Source organism: Timonella senegalensis JC301 (genome assembly GCF_000312125.1).
Taxonomy (GTDB): domain Bacteria; phylum Actinomycetota; class Actinomycetes; order Actinomycetales; family Cellulomonadaceae; genus Timonella; species Timonella senegalensis.
This window is the reverse complement of record NZ_HE978642.1, coordinates 703436-727929: the sequence shown is the minus strand read 5'-3', so window position 1 is coordinate 727929 and position 24494 is coordinate 703436. Positions and strand designations below refer to the sequence as shown.

The following is a 24494-nucleotide window of genomic DNA, read 5'->3' as shown; positions in this document are numbered from 1 at the left end:
GACGACCGCGGACCACGCAACTTCGACCGCACTGAGCGGGCGCCTCGCGGTGACCGCCGCGAAGAGGGCCACTCGAGTGTTCGCCACGATGCACCAGCAATCCCTGAGACCATCACGTTCTCAATGCTGGACCGCGATGCACGAGGCCGTCTACGTACGCTCTCGAAGGAAAACGCAGAGGTCGTTGGACTGCACCTCATCATGACCGGTCAACTCCTCGACACCGACCCTGAGCTTGCATACAAGCACGCGCAGGAAGCGCTCCGCCGCGGCGGACGTGTTGACATCGTTCGCGAAGCAGCCGGTCTTGCGGCGTACTACACCGAACGTTATGCAGAGGCTCTTCGCGAGTTCCGCACCGTTCGCCGCCTCAACGGAAGCTCCGAACACCTACCACTGATGGCAGACTGCGAACGCGGCTTGGGACGCCCAGAGAAGGCAATTGCACTCGCGCAGTCCGAAGAAGCAGCAACGCTGAGCCCTGAAGCTCAGGTTGAGCTCGGGATTGTAGTTGCGGGCGCTCGTGTTGACCTCGAGGAGAACGAAGCCGCACTCGCGCACCTCGACAGCATTGAGGTCCCAGCCGGACGCCGCGACCTTCAGGTTCGCGTCATTGGTGCACGAGCTGCGATTCTCGGTGAGGTTCTTGGCCGCGAAGAGGAAGCTGACGAACTTCTCTCACACCTGAGCCCAGCTGAACTGGCTTCGATCGAGGAGCCAATTGGTGAAGACTCGGAAGATGTCTTGGTCTACGACCTCGCTGAAGAGTCAGAAGAGGCTGACTTTGACGAGGAAGAGTCCGAAGATTCTGACTCTGACGAAGACGAAGACGAAGACGAGGCTGACAACGACGACGAGTCCGACGACTCGGTAGACGAAGAAGCCAAGGACGAAGACTGAAATGTCTGACCTCATCATTGGATCTTCGCTGCCGCTTGCGGAAGCGTATCCTCTGGCTTTGGTGGACCTTGACGGTGTCGCATACAAGGGCCACGAGCCCATCGAGTATGCAGCAGAAGGGCTTGCTGGTGCTCGATCTCGCGGAATGAAGCTCGTGTTCGTAACGAACAATGCTTCCCGTGAGCCCGAGGATGTAGCTGGTCAGCTATCGTCGCTCGACATCCCGACAACACCTGAAGAGGTCATGACGGCTGCGCAGGCTTGCGCTCGCCTCCTGCACGCACACGTTGCTCCTGGAGCAAAGGTGCTTGTGGTGGGCGGCGCGGGCCTGATCACCGCCGTAAAGGCGGAAGGGTTCGAGGTTGTGTTCTCTGCGGACGACAAGCCCGCGGCCGTTGCACAGGGGTTCCATCCCTCGCTCGGTTGGGAGCAACTAGCCGAGGGTGCATACGCAGTCTCTGCCGGTGCGATCCACGTTGCCAGCAATTTGGACCTGTCGTTACCGACGGCTCGAGGTTATGCGCCAGGGAACGGCGCCCTTGTGGGTGCTGTTTCCGCCGCAACTGGCGTTGTTCCGTTTAGCGCAGGCAAGCCTTCTCCGGCGATGTATGAGATGGCAATCGAGAAGGCCGGAGCGAGCTCAGCTTTGGTTGTTGGTGACCGGTTGGACACCGACCTCGCGGGTGCACGCGCCGGCGGGTATCACGGTTTGCACGTGTTGACGGGGGGTGAATTCTGCGCGCCATGACATTCTGGCTCGCCCGGAAGATCGCCCTCACTTCATTGCCCGCGACCTTCGAGGACTACTCGAATCCCATCCTGCTCCAAAGCAAGATGGCGACTGGTTCACCTGCGCAAACGCGGCCGTTCGTGTGGTTGACGGCAACCTTGTGGTTGCTCCGAATGACCATGCAGATGAGTTGGATATTGTGCGCGCAGCATGCAACGCAGTGTGGTCGCACGTGGATGCGGGTGGGAAAATTAACACCGATTCGATTCCACATTTCACAACCCTGTGAACATAGAGTCTTTCCTGACTTAAATCTTTGGTCGGCCCGTGTGAACGGGCCGACCACACAGGGGAGAAGAAAACATGGAACTCAACCCAACTCAGGGCGATGCTCTGTCCGTACCTACGCAGTTTCTAGACTTAGACGCTGCGATTGAGGGTGCTGGCATCGAGGAACACGCCCCAATTTTTGAATCCCTCATTGAAGAGCTGAAGATTTCGCTCGATCTCAATAGGAACTAGTTTTCACATCAAAGGAAAATGTGCGTCTCGATTCTGCGCTAGTTGAGCGAGGACTTGCCCGCTCGAGATCACGAGCGGCACAGCTCATCAGCCAAGGCAAAGTCTTCGTTGACGGGTTGCTGATCACGAAGGCGTCGCACCAGGTGGCCGAAGCAAGTGATCTTTCTCTCAAGGGCGCAAACGCTCACGACTATGCTTCGCGTGCCGCGTTTAAGTTGTTGCGAACGCTGGAAGCAATCCCGCAGGGTGAGGCCTTGGTTAGCGGTGCGCAAGCACTCGACGTCGGTGCGTCGACTGGTGGATTCACAGACGTTCTGCTGCGCTACGGTGCTTCCGAGGTTGTTGCCCTCGACGTCGGGCACGATCAATTGGTTGACTCCATCCGGAATGATCCGCGAGTTCACGTTGTGGAAGGCTATAACGCGCGGAACCTGGTTGCGTCCGACCTACCATTCGAGCCTTCTCTCATCGTCTCGGACGTGTCCTTCATATCCCTTACCTTGCTGATGCCCGCCCTCACTCGCACTGTTGCACACGGGGGAGATCTGTTGCTGATGGTTAAGCCACAGTTCGAAGTGGGCAAAGCGAGCGTGGGGGCTGGGGGAGTGATCCGCGATCCTGCGCTTCATGTTCTGGCAATTTCGCGCGTCGTCGAGTGTGCCCGAGGCGAGGGCCTTGAACTCGTGGCGGTTTCCCCGTCCGCGCTGCCTGGACCGCACGGAAACCGTGAGTATTTTGTGTGGTTGCGCGATCCTCGCATGGCGAAGTCATCCGCCTCGGCTACCGTTGTACCTAGTGGCTCGGAACCTGCGGCTGATGAAGATCAGGAACGCGACCGAGCCTATGCGCGCGCTATTAACCTAGCTGTGGATAGCGCACACAGCGTCGGAGCACGTGGTGCAATGACACTTCCCAATGGTGTGCCTTCACAGAAAGCAAAGGGTATGCCTTCGTCTGATGCCGTCGCTGAAACGTCGGTGTTCTGGGTGGAACGGAGCTAACGTGTCTCGGAACGTACTTCTCGTCACGCACAGCGGACGCCAGGAGGCAATCACCGCACTCCGCTCGACGATTCCTTCACTTCGTGATCTGGGGTTCATCGTCTACGCCGCTGACCTGCCCTCCCACCTGGTCCAGGACCTTGGTGTTGAGGTGTTCAGTAGTGCTGGGCATACGGGTGGTATTCGTATTGAGGACTTCGAGATTGTCATCGTTCTAGGCGGCGACGGCACTATCTTGCGCGCAGCAGAGCTCGTGTTTGGTTCCGATGTGCCTCTCGTTGGCATCAACCTTGGACACGTTGGCTTCCTTGCGGAGAGCGAACGTGACGATCTTGCTGCCGCAGTTCGCCGCATTGCTGGCCGGGACTACGAGGTAGAAGAACGTCGAATTCTCCAGGTCACTGTGTTCCGTCCGGGCTTTGCCGAGCCGGTGCGTGACTGGGCCCTCAATGAGGCCGCAGTGGAGAAGTCTGAACCCGCCAAGATGATTGAGGTCTCACTTGCGGTTGATGGACGCCCCGTTTCCTCTTTTGGTTGCGACGCCGTGATCACTGCGACCGCTACAGGTTCCACCGCTCACGCGTTCTCCGCCGGTGGCCCCGTTGTGTGGCCGGATGTGGCTGCGAAGGTCGTTGTGCCCGTCGCCGCCCACGCACTTTTTGCAAGGCCGCTTGTGGTGGGTCCCGGAAGCGACATCCACGTGGACATCCTCGCCGAGTCATCGGTCCCCGGTGTTCTCATCACAGATGGTCGGCGCCAAACCGCACTTCCTCCGGGATCTAGGGTCGAGCTCAAGACCAGCCCTAACCCGATCGTGTTTGCGCGTCTCAACACCTCAACCTTCACAGACCGCTTGGTCTCCAAGTTCAAACTTCCTGTGGTGGGCTGGCGGGACGCGAATCACCGCGATCCCATGAGCTCCGCAGACCTTCACGGAGGTATTGTCAGGTCCTCCGCAAACCCAGACGCAAACACCAAGGAGTTGCCTGGTGCTTGAGGAAATCCATATTGAGAACCTCGGTGTCATCTCTACGGCTCAGGTTGAGCTTCGCGGTGGTCTGACCGCAATTACTGGTGAGACCGGAGCGGGAAAAACGATGGTCTTGACTGGGCTGTCGCTTCTCATGGGCGCCAAGGCTGACCCTGCGACCGTCCGTTCTGGTGCGGACCGGGCCGTGGTTGAGGGCAGGATTTCCCAGATCAATTCCACTGTCTCGGAGATGGTCGACGATGCCGGCGGTATCCTCGACGATGACCAAGCGCTGATTGTGTCTCGTTCCGTTGCTTCAGCGGGTCGTTCCCGCACGTTTCTTGGCGGACGTTCAGTGCCGCAACAGGTTCTCTCGGATGTTGCTCGTGAGCTCGTCACGATTCACGGTCAGTCCGAGCAAATGCGCCTTCGGACACCTTCGAAACAGCGTGAGGCTCTAGATGAGTTCGCAGGCGTGGACCATGAGCACCTTTTGGTGAGCTACCGCGAGTTGTGGAACGCCCGTTCCGCTGCTGAGGCCAAGTTGGAGGAGTTGAGCCGCGCAGCTGCGGACCGAGCCCGTGAATCCGAACTGCTCCGCATCGGGCTCGCAGAGGTCGAGCGAATTGATCCGCAGGAGCACGAGGACGAGCAGTTGGCTGCGGAGTCACAGCGGCTCAGCAATGTTGAGCAGTTACGTGCCGCGGCGCAGGAGGCACACACCGTTTTGAACGGCGAGGAGTTCTCCGAAGGTGAGTTCGCCGCCAACGTCATTGGCCTTCTCGACCAGGCTCACCGTGCGCTTGGCGCCTCGGCTTCCCATGATCCTGAACTGCAAGCGATCGCAGAGAAGATCCAAGAGTCTTCCTTCGCGCTGTCCGATGCTGCCACCGAGCTCGCCCAGTACCTAGATCTGCTGGATTCTGATCCAGCCCGCCTCGAGTTCGTCGAACAGCGGCGTTCTGATCTTGCGTCACTGACTCGCACATACGGCGAAACTATCGACGATGTACTTGCGTGGGCGAGCAATGCCGGTTTGCGCTTACTTGATTTGGAAGACGATTCGTCCAACATTGAGCGTCTGGCAGACGAGGTTGCGGCGCTCACCGTGCAGCTCGAAGAGCTCGCTGGCAAGATCACTGCTGGCAGGGCCACCGCTGCGACCCACCTGTCCGAGGCAGTCACCGCGGAACTTGCGGGATTGGCTATGAAGGGCGCCCACATCAGCGTGGATATGGAGCAGTCAGAGGAGCTAGGTCCGTGGGGACGAGACTCTGTGACAATGCTTCTCACTCCGCATCCTGGCGCACCTGCCCGCCCGCTCGGTAAGGGTGCATCTGGCGGTGAGCTCTCTCGTGTGATGCTCGCGCTTGAGGTGACTCTCGCGACCGCTTCCACGTCGGGGGCGAGGGGAGTTCCCACCATGATCTTTGATGAAGTCGACGCGGGTGTTGGAGGCCAAGCGGCGATTGAGATCGGTAAGCGTTTGGCGCGGTTGGCGCGTACATTCCAGGTGATTGTGGTGACCCACCTTCCTCAGGTCGCCGCCTTTGCAGACCAACACTTGGTAGTTGCGAAGGGTACAAGCCGTTCTCAAGACGCCGACGGCGAGCTTGTTACCCAATCGGGGCTTCGGGTGGTGACCGGCAGTGAGCGCGTTTCAGAACTTGCGCGCATGCTTTCGGGCCAGACCGAGTCGGCCTCCGCGCTTGAACATGCCAAGGAACTTCTACACATGGCGTCTGTGAGATCATGAATCTGATGAAGCTTAAGAGAACTGTTAGAGACGAAAACGAATCGTCCGAGTACCTTCGGGGGATCGCCAAGGTCGATCGCCGAACCAAGGACCTCACCAAGCGCCTTGACGCAGGTGATATCGCGGTCATCAACCACACGGACATTGACCGCGTAGCTGCCGATGCGCTTGTGGGTCAACAACCGAGCGCGGTGCTGAACTCCGCCAAGTCAATCTCCGGCAGGTACCCGAACCTGGGCCCAGGCATCCTTGTTGAGGCTGGTATTACCCTCATTGATGACCTTGGTCCGGATGTCATGGGTATCAAGGAAGGCAAGCGCATCGAGATCCGCGATAACGCGGTGTTCGTTGATGATGTGTTGGTTGCCGAGGGTGTGCTGCAGACCCAGGAAACGATCGACGTTGCTCTTGATGAGGCTCGTGAGGGACTCTCGGTTCAACTTGAGTCATTCGCTGCCAACACGATGGATTACCTGCGCAAAGAGCGAGAACTTCTCCTTGATGGAGTTGGCGTCCCACCGATCAAGACGAAGATCGAGGGCCGTCAGGTCCTGATTGTGGTCCGTGGCTACCACTACAAGGAAGACCTGCAGACTCTTCGGCCATACATCAAGGAGTACCGTCCGATCTTGATTGGGGTCGATGGAGGAGCCGACGCGATTATTGAGGCGGGTTGGAAGCCTGACCTTATCGTCGGCGATATGGACTCGGTTTCCGACAAGGCTCTGCGTTCTGGCGCCGAGATCGTGGTCCACGCCTACCGTAATGGCAAGGCTCCCGGTTCCGAGCGCGTGGCCGCGCTGGGCGTTGAGCACCTCGTCTTCCCTGCAACGGGAACGAGTGAGGACATTGCCATGTTGCTCGCCGATGATCTTGGCGCCGAGCTCATCGTGGCCGTTGGTACGCACGCAACCTTGGTCGAGTTCCTCGACAAGGGCCGCGCGGGAATGGCTTCAACCTTCCTTACCCGTCTGCGAGTTGGCGGAAAGCTTGTTGACGCAAAGGGCGTGTCCCGCCTATACCGCCAGCGGATTTCGAACGGCCAACTGATTCTTCTTGCGGTGGCCGGACTGATCGCGGTCGCGGCTGCCCTTGCCTCGACGACCGTGGGCCAGACCCTATTTGGGATTGTTGGCGCACGCTTCGACGACCTGTGGTCTTGGATCGGATCCTTGGCCTGGTGGAACAACTAGTTTTCGACCTTTTGTAACGGTCACTCAAACAGAAAGCACTTATCAAAGTGATTGACTTCCGGTACCACATCGTCTCCCTGATTTCGGTGTTCCTCGCGCTTGCCGTTGGCATCATTCTCGGCGCCGGCCCGCTGAAGGAGACCATTGGTGACCAGCTCACCGGTCAGGTCGAGCAGCTGCGCACCGAAAAGGAAGAGATTCGCGCGCAGCTAACCGACGAAACCGCCAAGCGCACAGAGCTTGAAGAGTATGTTTCGGCTGCCTCGAAGCGCGTAGCGTTTGACACCTTGAAGGACCGCCGCATCGCTGTCCTCCAGATGGGCGAGGTCTCCGACGAACTGTATGAGTCGGTTGAGAAGCAGCTTCAGTATGCGGGTGCCACCGTGCCAGCGCGCATCACGATCGGTGACGCGTGGACCGACCCGGAGCAGGCAGACGCGCGCCAGTCGTACGCAACCTCTCTGGCGGAGTACCTGCCTGAGGACCAGCGCGACCTCGCATCCGACAAGCTCCTTGCCTCGGCTCTGATCTCCGCACTGTCCGAGAAGTCGGACACGAGCGCGGACGAGTTGTCAGCTGATGCCGGACTGGCAATGGACGTCCTCCAGGGCGCCCAGCTGGTCAACCTGGTCAAGTTCGACCCAATCCCAGTGGACGCTGCCGTTATCATTGACAACTCGAACGCTGGCGCCGAAACGGCAGCAGCCGAGGGCGCAGAAGCTCCTGACTATGGAGCAGCATCCGCACTCCGACTCAACATTGCAGAGGCTGCAGGTCGTGGCACCGAAGGTGCTGTGGTTGCTTCTCCTCGCGTTGTTGCAACTGACCTCATCTCTACGATCCGTGGCAACAGCACCGCACTCAAGATCGTCGCAACGGTCTCCGAGGTCAACGAGCCTGTTGGCGCTCTGAACACTCCGCTCGCTTTGTCCGCAGCGATCGGCAAGAAGGTCGGCCACTTTGGCTTCGAGCCAAGCGCGACAGCGCTCGTGCCTGCAGCCGTGACCCTCCCAGAACCCGACCGCACCGTGGTTGCCCCTCCAGAGGGCACAACGGACAACGCGAACACCACCAAGAAGAAGGACTAGGCGGTACTCGATCATGGGATTCCTGAGTCGTACGGTAGTTGCCTCGGGCCTCGCAGCCGCCGTGACATTCGGTGTGCGGAGGTCGCTGGACTCCTCTGCGCCCGGTGGAGCCGAGCGCTGGACTCGAACGAATCACCGTGGTGAGCCGATCTCGCTGATGGAAGGCCCCGCCGTAGCGGCGGGCCTCGCCGCCAGCTCCCTAGTTGCGGGTTCCTCCAAATTCACCGAGCGTCTTGCACAGGCCGCTGCCTGCGCAGGGGCCGCCGCGTTTGGCCTGTATGACGACCTCGAGGAGGACACGTCGATCCGCGCCAAGGGACTCAAGGGCCACCTCGGGGAACTCGCAAAGGGGAACCTGACCACGGGTGGTCTCAAGATCATCGGTATCGGTGCGTCCGCAGGCGTGGCGGCACTCATAGGAAACTCGCGCAAGAAGAAGCGCGGTGCCTTCGACGTTGTGCTGGACACCGTGATCATCGCTGGTTCCGCTAACCTGTGGAACCTCCTCGACTTGCGTCCTGGACGGGCATTGAAGGCCTCGGTCATCGCGTCCGCTCCACTCCTGCTCACGGGATCGTCGGCAGCCGGAAGCGTGGTTGGCGCCTCCGCCGCGGCCTTCCCAGGGGACCTCGGAGAGCGTGACATGCTGGGAGACTCCGGCGCGAATGCGCTGGGCGCCCTCATCGGCACAGCCTTCACTCAGCGCTCGTGCCGCGTTCTGCGCCTTGGCGGTGCAGCTGGCATCATCTACCTGACTCTGGCAAGCGAAAAGGTCTCGTTTTCGCAGGTGATCGCTGACAACGAGTGGCTCAACCGAATCGACATGTTCGGTCGCCGCCCAGCGATGCCCCCAGTGGACGAACCATCAACCGATGGCGCTGATGGAGACGCTCTCACGTGAGTCCACGGCTTGCTGCCCGGCTTCAGACGCTCGCTGGCGCCGCGGCCCTCATCTCCATAGTCACTCTGCTGAGCCGAGTCCTTGGGTTCGGGCGGTGGATGGCGCAGGCCTCGTGGGTGGGTACGGCTGGTATCGCTGAGCCCTACGCGGTGGCGAACCAACTCCCAAATGTCCTCTTTGAAGTCGTCGCGGGCGGCGCACTCGCTGGTGCGGTGGTGCCACTGCTCGCTGGCGCGCTGAGCAAGGGCGACGATGCGGCCCTCCGACGTGCCTCCTCGGCGCTCCTCTGCTGGACCCTTGCTGCGCTCGTTCCGCTTGCGCTGCTTCTCGTGGTGTTCGCCCCGCAGACCATCGCGCTGCTCTCGGACATGCGCACGCCAGAACTCGAGGAAAAGGCTATCTTCTTCTTGAGGGTCTTTGCCGTGCAGATCCCGCTCTACGGTGTGGGCGTCGTGTTTGGCGGTATCCTGCAGGCGCACAAACGGTTCACTTGGCCGGCGCTCGCCCCGCTGTTCTCCTCGCTTGTTGTGATTGCCACCTACTTCATTTTTGGCACCCTAGCTCAGGGGAACCAAGCCAACGTCGAGCAGTTGACCGCCCAATCGGTTGAGGTGCTTGCATGGGGAACCACCGCTGGCGTCCTAGCAATGGCCGCAACCATGGCACTCCCCGTTAGGGCACTCAAACTCGGGCTGCGGCCCTCGTTGACCTTCCCCGAGGGCATGGGCCGGCGCGCACGCAACCTAGCCTTTGCCGGCATTGGTGCGCTGCTCGCGCAGCAGGCAGCGATGCTTGTGGTCATGAAGGTTTCGGGCCGTTTCGGCACGGGGGAGACCTTCAACCTCTTCCAGTACTCGCAGGCCGTCTACGTCCTTCCGTACGCGGTTCTTGTTGTACCACTCGCCACGAGCATGTTCCCTCGGATTGCAGCGCACGCCTCCAACAACGAGCATGAGGCCTTCGCCGCGATGTCGTCCAAGGTGACGCGCATCGTACTTGTGGTTTCATTCCTCGGTGCGGCGCTCCTCATCGCGGCGAGCCAGCCACTGCAGGATTTCTTCTCATCATTTACCGCAGGCTCGGTGGACGGAATGGCCGCGGCGATTACATGGGCGGCGCCAGGACTGGTGGGCTTCTCCCTGATCTTGTTATGTTCGAGGGTCCTGTACTCTCGCGACCTAGGGCGGCAGGCAGTGGTTGCCACAGCCACGGGCTGGCTCGTGGCGGCAGCGGGATCGGCTCTGCCGTTCCTGCCCGGTGTCACGATCGCACCCGACCAAGTGTTGACTCTGGTCAGTGCCTCTCAATCTGTGGGCATGACGGTTGCGGGTGTTCTCCTTCTCGTCGCCGTTCGGAGGTCGTGTGGCGGCCAGGCTGTTCGCGGCGTCGCCCGCACGGCAGCCGTCTCGCTCGTTGCAGCAGCGCTTGCGTCGCTCGCGGGGCTCAGCGTTGTTCGCTTGATGCCTAGCGCAGCGGGAGAGCTGTGGGCCAGCATCGGACAGGGCCTCGTAGCGGCGGCCGTCGCACTGGTTGTCGCCCTCGTTGTCATCGTGATTCTCGACCGCAAGACCATCAAGCAGCTCCGTTCGGTGCGCGCTGGAAAGTGAACAACATGCGGATTATTCAGGTACTCGGTTCGAGCGCAGGCGGGGTCGCACAACACGTCGCGCAGATCTCCGAACTCCTCGTCGAGGATGGCCAGGACGTCATGATTGCTTCTCCGTCCCAGCTACGTGACAAGTTCACGCCGATCGCTCGGCATGCTGCCGTCGAGATCCTGGACCGCCCCCGTGCGAGCGATGCCGGGGTCGTGGGCCAGCTGCGCGAACTCGCCAAAAATGCAGATGTCGTGCACGCGCACGGCCTTCGCGCTGCGGCGTTGGTGGGGATGGCAGTGAAGTCCATTCCGGGCGCTAAGCGCCCCCGCTTCGTGGTCACCCTGCATAATCTCCCCGTGGGTTCCTGGAAGGTCCAGTCCGTCACTGCCATCCTCGAGCGCGTGGTAGCCAAGTCCGCTGACGCGGTCCTTGGCGTCTCGCTCGACATCGTCGAGCGCATGGACGGCCTCGGTGCCAAGACATTTGGTCGTGCGTTAGTTCCAGCCCCGCCGCGTGGGAATGTGAGCGCGCCGCGCGCGCAACTGCGCTCCCACATTTGCGACGATATTGCTGGCTGGTCCGCCGACTCACCTCTGGTCCTGACCGTGGCACGTCTGGCCCCGCAAAAGGGCCTCGACACTCTCGTGCGCGCCGCCGCTCTCGCGAGCAAGCAGGCACCTACGATGCACTGGATCGTGGCGGGAGATGGCCCACTGCGCGAGGGGCTCCAGAAGCAGATTGATACTCTGGGCGCGCCCGTGACGCTTCTGGGCAGACGTTCCGATGTCCCCGACCTCCTTGAAGCGGCTGACCTGGTGGTCAACGCGGCGGTGTGGGAGGGGCAGCCTATTGCCGTGCAGGAGGCGCTGCGTGCTGGCCGCGCGATCGTGGCCACGGACGCCGGAGGAACGAGCGAGGTGACGGGGGACGCTGCAGTCCTCGTTCCCGTGGGTGACGAGTCGATCATGGCGGATGCTGTCGCTGCCGTTTTGACTAATCAGGAGCGCATGGCGACGCTCGAGGCGAAGTCACGTGCTCAGTCGGAGGAACTCCCGGGCGCCGCGCAGGTGCTAGCGTTCCTCAAGGATGTGTACGAGGGCTGATTCACCTGCGGAAACTGGCGCCTCCAGACTTGTCCGATTTTTGCAAGAGTTGAACATCACCTTGCTGAACGTGCGCTTACTGGTGGCAGAAGCACACCTCACTGCTAACATTAAATTCCGTGGTAGATGACGCGAACGCACCCGGTAAATCAGTTGAGAACGAGCCGTCAAAGGTGACACGGCACATCTTTGTGACGGGAGGTGTAGCCTCCTCCCTTGGTAAGGGACTCACCGCTTCTTCGCTCGGACGCGTTCTGCGCTCCCGTGGCCTGCGTGTGACCATGCAGAAACTCGATCCATATCTGAACGTGGATCCAGGCACGATGAACCCCTTCCAGCATGGTGAAGTCTTTGTTACTGAAGACGGCGCCGAGACTGACCTCGACATCGGTCACTATGAACGCTTCCTAGACGTCAACCTTGACCAGGTCGCCAATGTGACCACGGGTCAGGTTTACTCCCGAGTGATCTCCAAGGAGCGCCGCGGCGAATACTTGGGTGACACCGTCCAGGTAATCCCTCACATTACGAACGAGATCAAGGAGCGCATGCGCGCTCAGGCCGGTGACAACGTCGACGTGATTATCACGGAGATCGGTGGAACCGTTGGCGACATTGAGTCGCAGCCATTCCTCGAGTCCGCGCGTCAAGTGCGCCACGAGCTCGGCCGCGACAACGTGTTCTTTGTCCACGTTTCGCTCGTCCCATACATCGGCCCTTCGGGTGAGCTGAAGACCAAGCCAACCCAGCACTCGGTTGCTGCGCTGCGTTCCATTGGTATCCAGCCTGACGCAATCGTGCTCCGCACCGACCGCGACATCCCACAGCCAGTCAAGGACAAGATCGCGCTTATGTGCGACGTTGACCAGGAAGCCGTGGTCACCTGCAAGGACGCGCCAAGCATCTATGACATCCCTCGCGTGATCTTCTCCGAGGGCCTCGACTCGTACGTGGTTCGCCGCCTCGGTCTGTCCGTCACCGACGTTGACTGGACCGAGTGGGACAAGCTCCTTGAAGAGGTGCACAACCCTAAGCACCAGGTTGAGGTTGCACTCGTTGGCAAGTACATCGATCTCCCTGACGCCTACCTTTCAGTCACAGAGGCGCTGCGCGCCGGCGGGTTTGCCAACAACACCAAGGTGATCATCCGTTGGGTTGCAGCTGACCTTTGCGAGACCCCTGAGGGTGCGCAGGACGCGCTTTCTGGCGCTGACGCAATCCTGGTTCCAGGTGGCTTCGGTGTCCGCGGCATTGACGGAAAGATCGGCGCACTGCGCTGGGCGCGAGAGGGCAAGGTCCCAACCCTCGGCATCTGCCTTGGAATGCAGTCCATGGTCATGGAGTACGCGCGCAACATCATTGGACTCGAGGGCGCGTCGTCCTCTGAGTTCGACCCACAGACCAAGTACCCGGTCATCGCGACCATGGAAGAGCAGCAGGAGTTCGTTGAGGGTGCTGGCGACCTCGGCGGAACCATGCGTCTCGGTGCGTATGACGCGGTACTCGCAGAGGGCTCCGTGGCAGCACAGGTCTACGGCACCACTGAGGTTTCCGAGCGCCACCGTCACCGCTACGAGGTCAACAACTCGTACCGCGACCAGCTCACGGAGGCGGGCCTCGTGATCTCGGGTACCTCGCCTGATGGGAATCTCGTTGAGTTTGTGGAGCTTCCTCGTGAGGTCCACCCGTACTACATCTCGACTCAGGCTCACCCTGAGTTCAAGTCGCGCCCGACCAAGGCGCACCCACTGTTCGACGGCCTGGTAAAGGCCGCGCTCGAGTTCCAGGCGAACTGATCTGAGCATGCCGCAGGGCGCGTCGTAAACGACGCGCCCTGCGGCATTTTTCCATGTTGTAGGACATGTTGTAGGAGCGGAGTAGACCATGAGCATTTCCGACGAGCTCGACCCAAGGCCAATCCTCGGCCGCAAGGTGGTCCACAAGGGCTACGTGTTTGACCTGGTGGATGATCGCGTGGACTTGGGCAAGGCGGGCGTGGTGCATCGCGAGTACATTGACCACCCGGGTGCGGTCGCCGTCATCGTCCTGAATAACGACGATGAGGTTCTTTTGGTCCGCCAGTACAGGCACCCTGTCCGTGCGTTCCTGTGGGAGCCACCAGCTGGTCTCCTCGACATCGCCGGTGAGCCTGCCCAAATCGGTGCAGCCCGTGAGCTGTACGAGGAGGCCGACCTACGTGCTCGCACGTGGAGCGTGCTGACTGACTATTTCACTACGCCTGGCGGCAACAACGAGGCGATCCGGATCTTTCTTGCGCGGGACGTCGAGGAAGTTCCCGTGGGGGAGCGCCACGAACGTGAGCACGAGGAACTCGACATGGAGACTCGTTGGGTTCCGCTCGGGGAGTGTGTGGACCTGGTGCTTGGAGGGCACATCCATAACCCGTCCGCGGTGGTGGGCATTCTCGCGGCACATGCCGCCAAGGCGAAGGGCTGGGACACGCTGCGCAGCGTGGACGCGCCCTGGCCATACCGCCGCACGGCCCCGCTCACCAGTCAGGTTTAGCGCGGCCAGACACCCGAGATGCCACGCCTGTGGCTCGTCATGATGTGGGTGTCCACGATGCCCACGGCCTCCATCAACGCAAACATGGTGGTGGGTCCCACGAACGAGAACCCGCGCTTCTTGAGAGCCTTGCTGAGCGCCACCGACTCGGGAGAGGTGGAGGGAATCTCGGCCATAGTGTGCGGTTCGGGCGTGGCCTCAGGCTTGAACGACCAGATGAACTCGGCAAGTCCGCCGTCCTGGCGAAGCGCAATCGTGGCTTGGGCGTTCTTGATGGTCGCCTCGATCTTGGCCCTGTTGCGCAGGATACTGGCGTCCGCCAGAAGCCGCTCCACGTCCTCAGTGGTGAACAGCGCGACCTTGTCCACGTCGAACCCCACGAACGCCGCGCGCAGCGCCTCCCTGCGCTTGAGAATGGTGAGCCACGACAGCCCGGCCTGGAACGCCTCGAGGGTGAGGCGCTCAAACATTCCCCGTTCGTCGCGGACCACGAGCCCCCACTCCGTGTCGTAGTACTCGGTGAGCAGGGGATCGGACAGGGCCCACGCTGTACGAACAGGGTCTGCCACAAGTGCGTCATTTTCAGTCATGGACCGACTCTATTCCTTCCCTCGCCATTCCGGACTCCGACGCCTCGCCCCGCACTTTGCGTTGGGGAGGAAGGCGCCCCAACGCGCACTGTGGAACGAACACACTCAAGCCGACGCAACGAAAGGGGCTGGCACCGAGGAAGATCCTCGGTACCAGCCCAGATCGTCGATAATCAGGTCTATGACACGCGCGCGCTGACGGGCTCAGTCATGAGTGCCAGGAACCGGACCGTGACCAGGGTCAGCAGGCCGGCGCCGAGCATGTGCGCGAGCACAACAAAGATGGGCAGGCCGTTGTAGGTCTGGTAGTAGCCCACGGCGCCCTGGGCCAGCGTGACCGCGAGGACCCAGCCGAAGCCATTGAACTGTGCGCGGGTGATCAGCGCGCCGGCACGGCGCGCAAGCACCATCCCCACGCCGACGATGATCAGCATGATCACAAAGAACCAAACGAACAGGGCGTGGATCTTGGAGATGGACATTGGGTCGAACTCGAGTCGGTAGCCGACCTCGGTGTCACCGGAGTGCGGGCCGGAACCCGTGACGATGACGCCCATGATGGAGACGGGGATGAGCAACGAGAACAGAATCCACGTTGCCTGACCGAGCCACGCTGGGTGGGTTGCCACCGACGTGCGCGGCGTGGATGACAGGCGGTATTGGATGAGCGCGGACACCGCGACCAGCAGGATCGAGATCGCCATGTGGCCGGCCACGATCGCAGGGTGCAGATCTACGAGCACGGTGATTCCGCCGATCACAGCCTGCAGCGCGACGAGCGCGAGCGGCAGCCATGCCATGCGGCGCATGGCTGGCGTGCGGGTGCGGTCGAACGCGACCGCGAGCACCAGCAGGATGGCGATGACGGTCAGGACGCCGGTGAGTGTGCGGTTACCGAACTCGATGAACGGGTGGTACGTGACCTCCTCGTGGAACACGGGGGTGAACTGGCCCGGCTCGCACATGGGCCAGGTGGAGCAGCCCAGCCCCGAACCGGTCAGGCGCACGAGGCCACCGGTCACGATGATGCCGATCTGCGCGATCACGTTCGCGATAGCGATCTTGTTAGCGTGCGGCTCAAGCTTCTGGATGAACGCGCGCACGCCCTGTGGGCGTGGATCCGCGCTGGAGGGCGCGTCATTCTTGGTCGTGGTCACAGAACTACCGTATTCCTTTGGCCCCTGCGTGGACAGGGGCGGTGCTGTTGAGTTGCTCACCGAATTATCGACGATCGAGCTGGGATGGGTTCAGGGTCCCGGCGGGCGGTTCCCCCGGCTCCCTGCTTGCGGCTGGGACCACGGGGGCTCATGGGGCTCATGGGCTCACCGGCGCCTACTTCCGGAACGAGAGTATCCCTGAGCCCACTCTCGGTGTCGAGAGTGGGCTCAGGGATACTCTCGATGATGGAGTGGGGGGGATGGGGACGGGCTAGGACTGCCATTTGAAGGTCTTGGCGGTCAGCGCCGCAAAGAACACCGACCACGCGGCCAGGATGGCGAGCGGAAGGACAGCAAACTTGCCATCGATGAGTGCGGCACGCATGGCGTCGCCGAGCGCCCCCGAGGGGAGGAACTGAGCCACGGCACCGAGGGCGGCGGGAAGTTGATCGGCTGGCGCGACGATGCCTCCCGCAACCACCAGCACGATGAGCAGGATGTTGGCTATCGCAAGCACACCCTCAGCGCGCAGCGTGCCCGCGAGGAACAGAGCGAAGCCCGTGAATGCGGCAACGCCAAGCACCACGGCCGGGAGCGCAACCACGAGGTGGGCAAGAGACACGCGCCAGCCTAAGGCGGCTGCGAGTGCCGCAACGGCGGCGAGCTGAATGAGTGCCACCGAGAACACGGCGGCAACCTTTGCCCACAGCATGCCGGATCGGCCGAGCGGGGTTGTGGCTAAGAAGCGCAGCACGCCATTGCGGCGGTCGAACGCGGTGGCAATTGCCTGGGACGTGAACGCGCCGCTCATGATGGCCATCGCCATGACCCCGGGAACGAGGAAGTCCAAACGTTCCCAGTCACCCGTGTTGATCTCGATCAGGTTGGTGGTGGCGAGCATGACGAGCAGGCCCAGCGGGATGAATAGGGCAACCATGAGCTGTTCGCCGTTGCGTAGGATCGCCTTGACCTCGAACAGTGATTGCGCGAGGATGCGCCGCGCGGTCGGGGCAGGGACAGATGCAGTAGCAGTTGCTGGGTCCGAGGCTGAGGCGGGCGTGGTAGGCATCGAGATGGTCATCGCAGGGTCCTTCCGGTGAGGTCGAGGAAGACATCCTCAAGAGTCGCGCTGCCGCTGGTGAGGTGAGTGAGCATAACGCCGTGCTCGTTCAACCACGCGGCGAGTGAAGCGACGGCGGCGGGCGTGATGTCGCCGCTCACCTTGAAGCGCAGCGGACGGGGAGAAGTCACCGTATATGGGGTGCCTAGCGTGCTGGAGAGCGCCGATTCCAGAGCCGGTACCTCAACGGGGGTATCGCACTCGAACGTGAGTGCGACGTCACCGGATGAAGTGAGTTCCGCGGGGGAGCCCTGCGCGATGACCTGGCCGTGGTCCACGATGTACACCTGATCGGATAGAGACTCGGCCTCGTCCATCATGTGGGTGGTCAGGACAACCGCGGTCCCACCGTCACGGAGAGAGCGAATGAGTTCCCACACCGCATGGCGGGACTGGGGATCCATGCCCGCGCTCGGCTCGTCAAGGAACACCAGCTCGGGACGGCCCACCAGCGCTGCCGCGAGAGATAACCGCTGACGTTGACCACCGGACAGTCGGCGTACCTGGGTCTTGGCAAAGGACTCAATACCAAGGCGCTCGACCAAATCCTCAATGTCCCATGGGGCAAGGTACAGCTTGGCCACGTGCCGCAGCATGTCGATTGAGCGCACGGAGGAAGGCAAGCCCCCATCCTGGAGCATGACGCCCACGCGCGAGCGAGCCTCGGGGGAACCTGGCGCGACCGATTCGAACAGTGTGATCTGGCCGCCATCGGGCGCTCGCAGTCCCTCGCAACATTCAATAGTGGTGGTCTTGCCTGCTCCGTTCGGGCCGAGCACCGCTGTGATCTGCCCAGCGCGTGCTACGAGCGACAGCCCGCGGACAACTTCGTTGTCGCCATAGGACTTTCGCAGGCCGCTGATCCGGAGCGTCGCTGGGGCCGGTGCGGCCTGTGGAGAGCGCTGCCCACGCTCGGTTGGGTGGTTGGAGGTTGCCGGCATTTCCTGCCCGCTAGGTGCGCCCGACGGCTGTGGGGATGACGAATCATGTGAAAGTGAAGACACGCTGTGAAGTCTATTCGGCTTTGCTGGGAGAACTCTAAGAGAACCACCAGTGTGATCTTGCTAGTGGAGTGGCATGTATCACCGAGAATAAGGTCCTAAGTGAGGTAAGCCTTTCTTGCCAAACGCCAATTAGGGAACAAAGATGTTTCTTAATGGGTTTTTTGGGTAGAAGCACTTCGATGGAAGGTGGTGACAACCAAGCAATGGCAGGACAGCATGAGAAGAGCACATCGTTGGCTCAATCAGTACGCCTCACGCACCGTACGATCTTTCCTACGCCGGAGAAGGAAGTCGGGCCGGACTCCACGTTGGGCAGCTCACCAGTTGCCGCAGTGGATGGCAAGTTCGACGCCACCCCCGTGGCAACACTCCATGACGAGGAATCAACGCGGGAACGCGTCATGCAACTGATCATCACAGACGGGCCGATTAACGCGGCGCGCCTGGCAGAGTTGCTCGGACTAACCCCGGCTGGCATTCGCCGGCACATCTCGTTCCTGGAGGAAAGCGCCCAGATTCAGGTGTACACGGACAAGCCCGAAAAGGGTGTCCGCGGAAGGCCATCGCGCCAGTACGTTGCAACAAACCGTGCGCACGGTGACCTCCCAACTGCCTATTCAGGTATTGCGGCTGAGGCACTTGAGTTCCTCGCCCGCGTTGCCGGTGAAGATGCGCTCGACAAGTTCGCAGAGCACCGGCTAGAGATTTTTGAACAAAAGTACGCTGACAAGATTACGGCCACGGATCCTCAACAGAGGGTGGAGCAGCTTGCACAAGCGCTCAATGCCGAGGGATACGCGGCGAGCGTAAGGCCTGTCAGCGGAGTGCCAATGCTTCAGCTGTGCCAAGGGCACTGTCCCGTCCAGGACATTGCGGCGCAGTTTCCTCAGCTGTGTGAGGCGGAAGCAAAGCTCTTTTCCAAGATGCTGGGCACTCACACACAGCGACTCGTGACCCTTGCCGGGGGCGGACACGTGTGTACTACTAACATCCCCGTGCAGCGCCCGCAGGGCCACCAAGACCGTCCGTCACAGCGGAACGTGGAAGGAATGAAATGAGCGCCCCAACGCAGAACGTCAATGCGGAAGCGCCACGTAGCGACGATGAGATCATCGCGTCGATCGGCTCCTATGAGTACGGTTGGCACGATGAGGACGCCGCAGGAGCGGCCGCGCAGCGTGGACTGAGCGAGGCTGTTGTTCGCAACATCTCCGCACTCAAGAACGAGCCAGAGTGGATGCTGAACCAGCGCCTCAAGGCTCTGCGCCTCTTTGGCAAGAAGCCAATGCCTAACTGGGGTTCCGACCTCTCGGGTATCGACTTTGACAACATCAAGTACTTTGTCCGCTCCACCGAGAAGCAGGCAACTTCCTGGGAAGACCTCCCAGACGACATCAAGAACACCTACGACCGCCTGGGTATCCCAGAGGCCGAGAAGCAGCGTCTCGTTGCTGGTGTTGCGGCTCAGTACGAGTCCGAGGTTGTCTACCACCAGATCCGTGAGGACCTCGAGGAGCAGGGCGTCATCTTTGTTGACACCGACACTGGTCTTCGCGAGTACCCAGAGATCTTCGAGCAGTACTTCGGCTCGGTCATTCCTGCAGGCGACAACAAGTTTGCTGCCCTGAACTCGGCCCTGTGGTCCGGTGGATCGTTCGTGTACGTGCCACCAGGGGTTCACGTTGAGATCCCTCTCCAGGCCTACTTCCGCATTAACACGGAGAACATGGGCCAGTTCGAGCGCACGCTCATCATCGCTGACGAGGGCTCGTACGTTCACTACGTTGAGGGCTGTACTGCTCCTATCTACCAGTCCGACTCACTGCACTCCGCAGTGGTTGAGATCATCGTGAAGAAGAACGCCCGCGTTCGCTACACCACGATCCAGAACTGGTCGAACAACGTGTACAACCTGGTGACTAAGCGTGCGACCGCCGCTGAAGGCGCGACCATGGAGTGGGTCGATGGCAACATCGGTTCCAAGGTCACCATGAAGTACCCAGCCATCTACCTGCTTGGTGAGCACGCTCGCGGCGAGACCCTCTCGATCGCATTTGCAGGCGAGGGCCAGCACCAGGACGCCGGCGCCAAGATGGTGCACGCTGCTCCTCACACCTCGTCCTCGATCGTGTCCAAGTCGGTGGCTCGTGGCGGTGGCCGCACCTCGTACCGTGGACTCGTCCAGGTGCTCGAGGGTGCTGAGCACTCTGCATCCAACGTCCTGTGTGACGCGCTCCTGGTTGACCAGATCTCGCGTTCCGACACGTACCCGTACGTGGACGTCCGTGAAGACGACGTCACCATGGGCCACGAGGCGACCGTCTCCCGCGTGAGCGAAGACCAGCTCTTCTACCTCATGTCCCGCGGTATGCCGGAGACCGAGGCAATGGCGATGATCGTTCGTGGCTTTGTTGAGCCAATCGCTCGTGAGCTCCCTATGGAGTATGCGCTCGAGCTCAACCGCCTCATTGAACTTCAGATGGAAGGATCTGTCGGCTGATGACCAGCACTGAAACAAGCTCGGCTCCAGTGAGCCTGAGCACCGATCACTCGCGCGCAACCGCGGACGGGGCACACAGCCACGCTCCCGTGGGCGGCGCTGTGCAGGGCTCCCGCGCAGACCGCGTAGCTTCGTTCGACCTTGGCGTCATCGGCGTTCCTTCGGGACGTGAAGAGGAATGGCGTTTCTCGCCAGTTTCCCGACTGGCTCCACTGTTCGCTGAGAACCTTGCCAACGCTGACGGCGTGACCGTCGAGCCGGCTCCAGAGGTCCTCGTCGAGCTCGTGGGTCGCGAGGACGCTCGCCTCGGTAAGGCAGGCGTGCCCGGTGACCGCACCGCTGTCACCGCGTGGAATGCCTTCACCAAGGCAACCGTCGTTACGGTTCCTAAGGGTGTCCAGGCCTCGACCGTGACACGCATCAACGTGTCCGGCGTTGCCGACCAGGCAGAAGCCTCGCACATCCTGATCAAGGCCGAGCCACTCTCCGAGTCCGTTATTGTTCTCGACCACCGCGGCGATGCCCTGCTCAACGAGTCCGTTGAAATCGTGGCTGAAGAAGGCTCGCACCTGACCGTTGTGTCGGTTCAGGACTGGAACGAGGGTGCAGTGCACGCCTCAACCCAGCGCATCACGCTCGATCGCGACGCAACCGTCAAGCACGTTGTTGTCACTTTCGGCGGCGACGTCGTTCGTATTACCCCTGACGCCGAGTTCGTTGGTGAGGGTGCAGAGGTCGAGATGGTCGGCTTGTACTTCGCTGACGAGAACCAGCACCAAGAACACCGCCTGTTCGTTGACCACGCCGTGCCTCGCTGCAAGTCCCGCGTCACCTACAAGGGTGCGCTGCAGGGCGAGGGCTCACACGCTGTGTGGGTTGGTGACGTTCTGATCCGCGCCAACGCGGAAGGCACCGACACGTACGAGCTGAACCGTAACCTGATCCTCACCGATGGTGGCCGCGCTGACTCAGTGCCAAACCTCGAGATCGAGACGGGTCTGATCGAAGGGGCCGGGCACGCATCTGCAACCGGCCGCTTTGACGATGAGCAGCTCTTCTACCTGCAGGCCCGTGGCATCCGTGAGGCTGACGCACGTCGCCTCGTGGTTCGTGGATTCTTTGCTGAGCTCATTCACGAGATCGGTGTCCCAGAGGTTGAGGAGCGTCTGCTCCACTCGATCGACGCCGAGCTTGAGAAGTCCATGTCAGTCATTACTGGTCAGGACGCATGAGTTCCCAGCTAGTCTGCAAGGTTTCGGATCTCGAAGCCGGAGAGACCCTCAAGGTCGAGTTGGACAACAAGGACGGCAAGGAAATTGAGGTTGCCGTTGTCCGTGATGAGGAGGGCGAATACCACGCCATCTCCGATATCTGCTCGCATGGGGCTGTTTCTCTCTCGGATGGAGAGGTCGAAGGCTGCCTCATCGAGTGCTGGCTCCACGGCTCGCAGTTTGACCTGAAGACAGGTCAGCCGCTGCAGCTTCCAGCCACTCGTCCCGTTCCCGTGTACACCGTGAGCATCGAAGGCGACGACGTGTTCGTTGACGTTGATGCACAGAAGTCTTTTAACTAGTTCTCCAGGAGAATTCCATGTCAACTCTTGAAATCAAGGACCTGCACGTCAGTGTAGAGACCAAGGAAGGCGCCAAGCAGATCCTGCGCGGCGTGAACCTGACCATCAACTCGGGTGAGATCCACGCGATCATGGGCCCTAACGGTTCCGGTAAGTCGACCCTGGCTTACTCGATCGCCGGTCACCCTAAGTACGAAATCACCTCCGGCACCGTGACCCTTGACGGTGAAGACGTTCTTGCCATGTCCGTGGACGAGCGCGCTCGTGCCGGCATGTTCCTCGCTATGCAGTACCCAGTCGAGGTTCCAGGCGTTTCCGTGTCGAACTTCCTGCGCACCGCCAAGACCGCCGTTGACGGCCAGGCCCCAGCTCTTCGCACCTGGGTCAAGGAAGTTAAGGGCGCTATGAAGGACCTGCGCATGGACGACTCGTTTGCTGAGCGTTCCGTGAACGAGGGCTTCTCCGGTGGTGAGAAGAAGCGTCACGAGATCCTTCAGCTCGAGCTTCTCAAGCCTAAGTTCGCGATCCTCGACGAGACCGACTCCGGCCTGGACGTTGACGCTCTGCGCATCGTTTCCGAGGGGGTTAACCGCGCCAAGGCAGCCACCAACTCCGGTGTCCTGCTCATCACCCACTACACCCGCATCCTGCGTTACATCAAGCCTGACTTCGTTCACGTGTTTGTTGCAGGCCGCGTTGCTGAAGAGGGTGGCCCGGAGCTCGCTGAGCGCCTTGAGGCCGAGGGTTACGACCGTTACCTCACGGACGTAACTGCCTGATTGTCAGTGAGGTGATGGCGGCCGCTCGTGCGGCCGCCATCACCGTCCTCGCTGGAACCAGTGTGGTCCAGTGAGCCGGCCAGGATCGTCGTGAATCATTTGATTTTCGACGATCGTGGTCGCCACCGCTCACAGGTTGCGATGGCACCATAATTCGTCGGCGCAGGGCGCCGCTGCAAGGAGCGTAACCATGGAACACACGTTGTCTTTGAGCGAACTTCAAGCGGTTCGCGCGGACTTCCCGCTGCTCGAGCGCACGGTGCGTGACGGTCAGCCTCTGGTGTATCTGGACTCGGGCGCGACCTCGCAGAAGCCGCACCCCGTGTTGGATGCGGAACAAGACTTTTATCAGCAGCGCAACGCGGCTGTGCACCGCGGTGCACACCAGCTGGCCGAGGAAGCGACCGACGCCTTCGAGGGCGCGCGTGAGCAGGTTGCGCGCTTTGTTGGCGTGGACGAGGACGAGATCGTCTGGACGAGCGGCGCTACCGCCGCGTTGAACCTGGTGGCGAACGGCTTCCAGCACGCAAGCCTAGGACGCGGGGGAGCCCAAGCAGAGCGCTTCCGCCTCGGCGCAGGTGACGAGATCGTGGTCACGGAGGTTGAGCACCACTCGAACCTCATCCCGTGGCAGGAACTCGCCGCCCGCACGGGCGCGACCCTCAAGTGGGTCCCCGTGCTGGACAATGGGCGCTTGGACACCGGGGCCCTTGCCACAGTGGTTACCGAGCGCACCAAGGTGCTCGCGTTCACGCACGCCTCGAACGTGACCGGAGCGGTCACGGACGTGGCCGCGTTTGTGAACCGGGCCCGCGAGGTCGGCGCAATCACAGTGCTGGACGCGTGCCAATCGGTTCCCAACCTACCCGTGAACTTCCACGAGCTGGGCGTCGACTTTGCGGCGTTCTCCGGGCACAAGATGCTCGGACCCACGGGCGTGGGCGCGCTGTACGGGCGTCGTGAGATGCTCGAGGCAATGCCCGCTGTCAATTTTGGCGGCTCAATGGTTGAGGTTGTGACCATGGAATCGGCCACCTACATGCCGGCTCCGCAGAAGTTCGAGGCCGGAACCCAGATGGTCGCACAGGCCGTGGCGATGGGGGCCGCCGCCCAGTACCTCAGCGACCTCGGCATGGAGGGCGTGCTCGCTCACGAGCGTGAGCTCGCCGCTGAAATGCTCAAGATCGCTGAGATTCCTGGCATCCGGATCATTGGCCCAATGGACCTCGAGCACCGCCTCGCCGTGGTCTCGTTCGTGGTGGACGGCGTCCACGCTCACGACGTGGGCCAGCTCCTGGACAACGACGGCATTGCCGTGCGCGTGGGCCACCACTGCGCCCAGCCGCTACACAAGCGATTCGGCGCCGCCTCGAGTTCGCGGGTGAGCGGATCGGTGTACAACACGATCGACGAGATTGCCCGGTTCCGGGAATCTTTGAAGGGCGTGCGAGCGTTCTTCTCTGTGGACTAGTTTTTTGCGGAA

General features: G+C 61.4%; 23 protein-coding genes and 1 pseudogene. 20 read left to right on the top strand and 4 right to left on the bottom strand.

All coding sequences use genetic code 11. The features are described 5' to 3' along the window. The 14 genes and pseudogenes from HGSM_RS14620 to HGSM_RS07720 all read left to right on the top strand — a co-directional run. A pseudogene (locus HGSM_RS14620) lies at window positions 1-900 on the top strand (hypothetical protein); the annotation flags it as partial. A gap of 1 nt (window position 901) precedes the next feature. Further along, window positions 902-1648, top strand: a complete 747-nt coding sequence (locus HGSM_RS07770; RefSeq protein WP_326550019.1) for an HAD-IIA family hydrolase — start codon at window positions 902-904, stop codon at window positions 1646-1648. Next, window positions 1629-1919: a hypothetical protein gene (locus HGSM_RS15000; RefSeq protein ID WP_326550017.1), complete on the top strand. Its 291-nt coding sequence runs from the start codon at window positions 1629-1631 to the stop codon at window positions 1917-1919. The genes HGSM_RS07770 and HGSM_RS15000 overlap by 20 nt, the downstream gene beginning before the upstream one ends. A 74-nt stretch (window positions 1920-1993) precedes the next feature. Then, window positions 1994-2152, top strand: a complete 159-nt coding sequence (locus tag HGSM_RS14395; RefSeq protein ID WP_019148183.1) for a hypothetical protein — start codon at window positions 1994-1996, stop codon at window positions 2150-2152. A gap of 20 nt (window positions 2153-2172) precedes the next feature. Next, window positions 2173-3153 (top strand): TlyA family RNA methyltransferase, encoded by a 981-nt coding sequence (locus tag HGSM_RS07765; protein ID WP_019148182.1) that lies wholly within the window; start codon window positions 2173-2175, stop codon window positions 3151-3153. Between the two features lies 1 nt (window position 3154). Beyond that, entirely contained in the window at window positions 3155-4150 is a 996-nt protein-coding gene (locus HGSM_RS07760) for an NAD kinase (RefSeq protein ID WP_019148181.1), read from the top strand. Further along, window positions 4143-5879: a DNA repair protein RecN gene (gene recN, locus HGSM_RS07755; protein ID WP_019148180.1), complete on the top strand. Its 1737-nt coding sequence runs from the start codon at window positions 4143-4145 to the stop codon at window positions 5877-5879. Before HGSM_RS07760 ends, recN begins: the two co-directional genes overlap by 8 nt. Window positions 5880-5884: 5 nt before the next feature. After that, window positions 5885-7072 (top strand): putative cytokinetic ring protein SteA, encoded by a 1188-nt coding sequence (gene steA, locus HGSM_RS07750; RefSeq protein ID WP_051009771.1) that lies wholly within the window; start codon window positions 5885-5887, stop codon window positions 7070-7072. Between the two features lie 47 nt (window positions 7073-7119). Beyond that, on the top strand, window positions 7120-8160 hold the full coding sequence (locus tag HGSM_RS07745) for a copper transporter (protein ID WP_019148178.1): 1041 nt from the start codon (window positions 7120-7122) through the stop codon (window positions 8158-8160). 13 nt (window positions 8161-8173) lie between these two features. Next, a complete protein-coding gene (locus HGSM_RS07740; RefSeq protein WP_019148177.1) occupies window positions 8174-9061 on the top strand; it encodes a hypothetical protein in 888 nt (295 codons plus the stop codon). Next, window positions 9058-10668 carry a murein biosynthesis integral membrane protein MurJ gene (gene murJ, locus HGSM_RS07735; protein WP_019148176.1) on the top strand — a complete coding sequence of 537 codons (1611 nt, stop codon included), beginning with the start codon at window positions 9058-9060 and terminating at the stop codon, window positions 10666-10668. Before HGSM_RS07740 ends, murJ begins: the two co-directional genes overlap by 4 nt. Before the next feature lie 5 nt (window positions 10669-10673). Then, window positions 10674-11762 (top strand): glycosyltransferase family 4 protein, encoded by a 1089-nt coding sequence (locus HGSM_RS07730; protein ID WP_040594887.1) that lies wholly within the window; start codon window positions 10674-10676, stop codon window positions 11760-11762. Window positions 11763-11881: 119 nt separating this feature from the next. Then, on the top strand, window positions 11882-13558 hold the full coding sequence (locus tag HGSM_RS07725) for a CTP synthase (protein ID WP_019148174.1): 1677 nt from the start codon (window positions 11882-11884) through the stop codon (window positions 13556-13558). 88 nt (window positions 13559-13646) lie between these two features. After that, window positions 13647-14288: an NUDIX domain-containing protein gene (locus HGSM_RS07720; protein WP_019148173.1), complete on the top strand. Its 642-nt coding sequence runs from the start codon at window positions 13647-13649 to the stop codon at window positions 14286-14288. Here HGSM_RS07720 and HGSM_RS07715 read toward each other — a convergent pair. The 4 genes from HGSM_RS07715 to HGSM_RS07700 all read right to left on the bottom strand — a co-directional run bounded on the left by HGSM_RS07715 (window position 14285) and on the right by HGSM_RS07700 (window position 18159). Then, complete coding sequence (locus HGSM_RS07715; RefSeq protein WP_019148172.1) at window positions 14285-14878, bottom strand: DNA-3-methyladenine glycosylase I; 594 nt, start codon at window positions 14876-14878, stop codon at window positions 14285-14287. The genes HGSM_RS07720 and HGSM_RS07715 overlap by 4 nt on opposite strands. 179 nt (window positions 14879-15057) lie before the next feature. Beyond that, entirely contained in the window at window positions 15058-16035 is a 978-nt protein-coding gene (locus tag HGSM_RS07710; RefSeq protein WP_019148171.1) for a COX15/CtaA family protein, read from the bottom strand. Between the two features lie 271 nt (window positions 16036-16306). Next, entirely contained in the window at window positions 16307-17116 is an 810-nt protein-coding gene (locus HGSM_RS07705; RefSeq protein ID WP_019148170.1) for an ABC transporter permease, read from the bottom strand. After that, on the bottom strand, window positions 17113-18159 hold the full coding sequence (locus tag HGSM_RS07700) for an ABC transporter ATP-binding protein (protein WP_230197513.1): 1047 nt from the start codon (window positions 18157-18159) through the stop codon (window positions 17113-17115). The genes HGSM_RS07705 and HGSM_RS07700 overlap by 4 nt, the downstream gene beginning before the upstream one ends. A gap of 233 nt (window positions 18160-18392) precedes the next feature. Here HGSM_RS07700 and HGSM_RS07695 point away from each other — a divergent pair, with 233 nt between their 5' ends. The 6 genes from HGSM_RS07695 (at window position 18393) to HGSM_RS07670 (ending at window position 24482) form a co-directional block, all read left to right on the top strand. After that, window positions 18393-19217 carry a helix-turn-helix transcriptional regulator gene (locus HGSM_RS07695; protein ID WP_230197512.1) on the top strand — a complete coding sequence of 275 codons (825 nt, stop codon included), beginning with the start codon at window positions 18393-18395 and terminating at the stop codon, window positions 19215-19217. Next, entirely contained in the window at window positions 19214-20659 is a 1446-nt protein-coding gene (sufB, locus tag HGSM_RS07690; protein WP_019148167.1) for a Fe-S cluster assembly protein SufB, read from the top strand. Before HGSM_RS07695 ends, sufB begins: the two co-directional genes overlap by 4 nt. Next, window positions 20659-21891, top strand: coding sequence for a Fe-S cluster assembly protein SufD (gene sufD, locus HGSM_RS07685; RefSeq protein WP_019148166.1), 1233 nt, complete (start codon window positions 20659-20661; stop codon window positions 21889-21891). Before sufB ends, sufD begins: the two co-directional genes overlap by 1 nt. Beyond that, entirely contained in the window at window positions 21888-22232 is a 345-nt protein-coding gene (locus tag HGSM_RS07680; protein ID WP_019148165.1) for a non-heme iron oxygenase ferredoxin subunit, read from the top strand. The genes sufD and HGSM_RS07680 overlap by 4 nt, the downstream gene beginning before the upstream one ends. Before the next feature lie 17 nt (window positions 22233-22249). Continuing rightward, window positions 22250-23011: a Fe-S cluster assembly ATPase SufC gene (sufC, locus tag HGSM_RS07675; protein WP_019148164.1), complete on the top strand. Its 762-nt coding sequence runs from the start codon at window positions 22250-22252 to the stop codon at window positions 23009-23011. A 190-nt stretch (window positions 23012-23201) separates the two neighbouring features. Continuing rightward, window positions 23202-24482, top strand: a complete 1281-nt coding sequence (locus HGSM_RS07670) for a SufS family cysteine desulfurase (protein ID WP_019148163.1) — start codon at window positions 23202-23204, stop codon at window positions 24480-24482. The last annotated feature ends 12 nt before the right edge of the window (window positions 24483-24494 follow it).

Bases quoted from the DNA above. Each gene is read 5' to 3' on its own strand.
- HGSM_RS07715 (WP_019148172.1), bottom strand. From the start codon at position 14,878: ATGACTGAAAATGACGCACTTGTGGCAGACCCTGTTCGTACAGCGTGG.
- HGSM_RS07730 (WP_040594887.1), top strand. From the start codon at position 10,674: ATGCGGATTATTCAGGTACTCGGTTCGAGCGCAGGCGGGGTCGCACAA.
- sufD (WP_019148166.1), top strand. From the start codon at position 20,659: ATGACCAGCACTGAAACAAGCTCGGCTCCAGTGAGCCTGAGCACCGAT.
- steA (WP_051009771.1), top strand. From the start codon at position 5,885: ATGAAGCTTAAGAGAACTGTTAGAGACGAAAACGAATCGTCCGAGTAC.
- HGSM_RS07670 (WP_019148163.1), top strand. From the start codon at position 23,202: ATGGAACACACGTTGTCTTTGAGCGAACTTCAAGCGGTTCGCGCGGAC.
- HGSM_RS07770 (WP_326550019.1), top strand. From the start codon at position 902: ATGTCTGACCTCATCATTGGATCTTCGCTGCCGCTTGCGGAAGCGTAT.
- sufB (WP_019148167.1), top strand. From the start codon at position 19,214: ATGAGCGCCCCAACGCAGAACGTCAATGCGGAAGCGCCACGTAGCGAC.
- HGSM_RS14395 (WP_019148183.1), top strand. From the start codon at position 1,994: ATGGAACTCAACCCAACTCAGGGCGATGCTCTGTCCGTACCTACGCAG.
- HGSM_RS07680 (WP_019148165.1), top strand. From the start codon at position 21,888: ATGAGTTCCCAGCTAGTCTGCAAGGTTTCGGATCTCGAAGCCGGAGAG.
- HGSM_RS07705 (WP_019148170.1), bottom strand. From the start codon at position 17,116: ATGACCATCTCGATGCCTACCACGCCCGCCTCAGCCTCGGACCCAGCA.
- HGSM_RS07720 (WP_019148173.1), top strand. From the start codon at position 13,647: ATGAGCATTTCCGACGAGCTCGACCCAAGGCCAATCCTCGGCCGCAAG.
- sufC (WP_019148164.1), top strand. From the start codon at position 22,250: ATGTCAACTCTTGAAATCAAGGACCTGCACGTCAGTGTAGAGACCAAG.
- HGSM_RS07740 (WP_019148177.1), top strand. From the start codon at position 8,174: ATGGGATTCCTGAGTCGTACGGTAGTTGCCTCGGGCCTCGCAGCCGCC.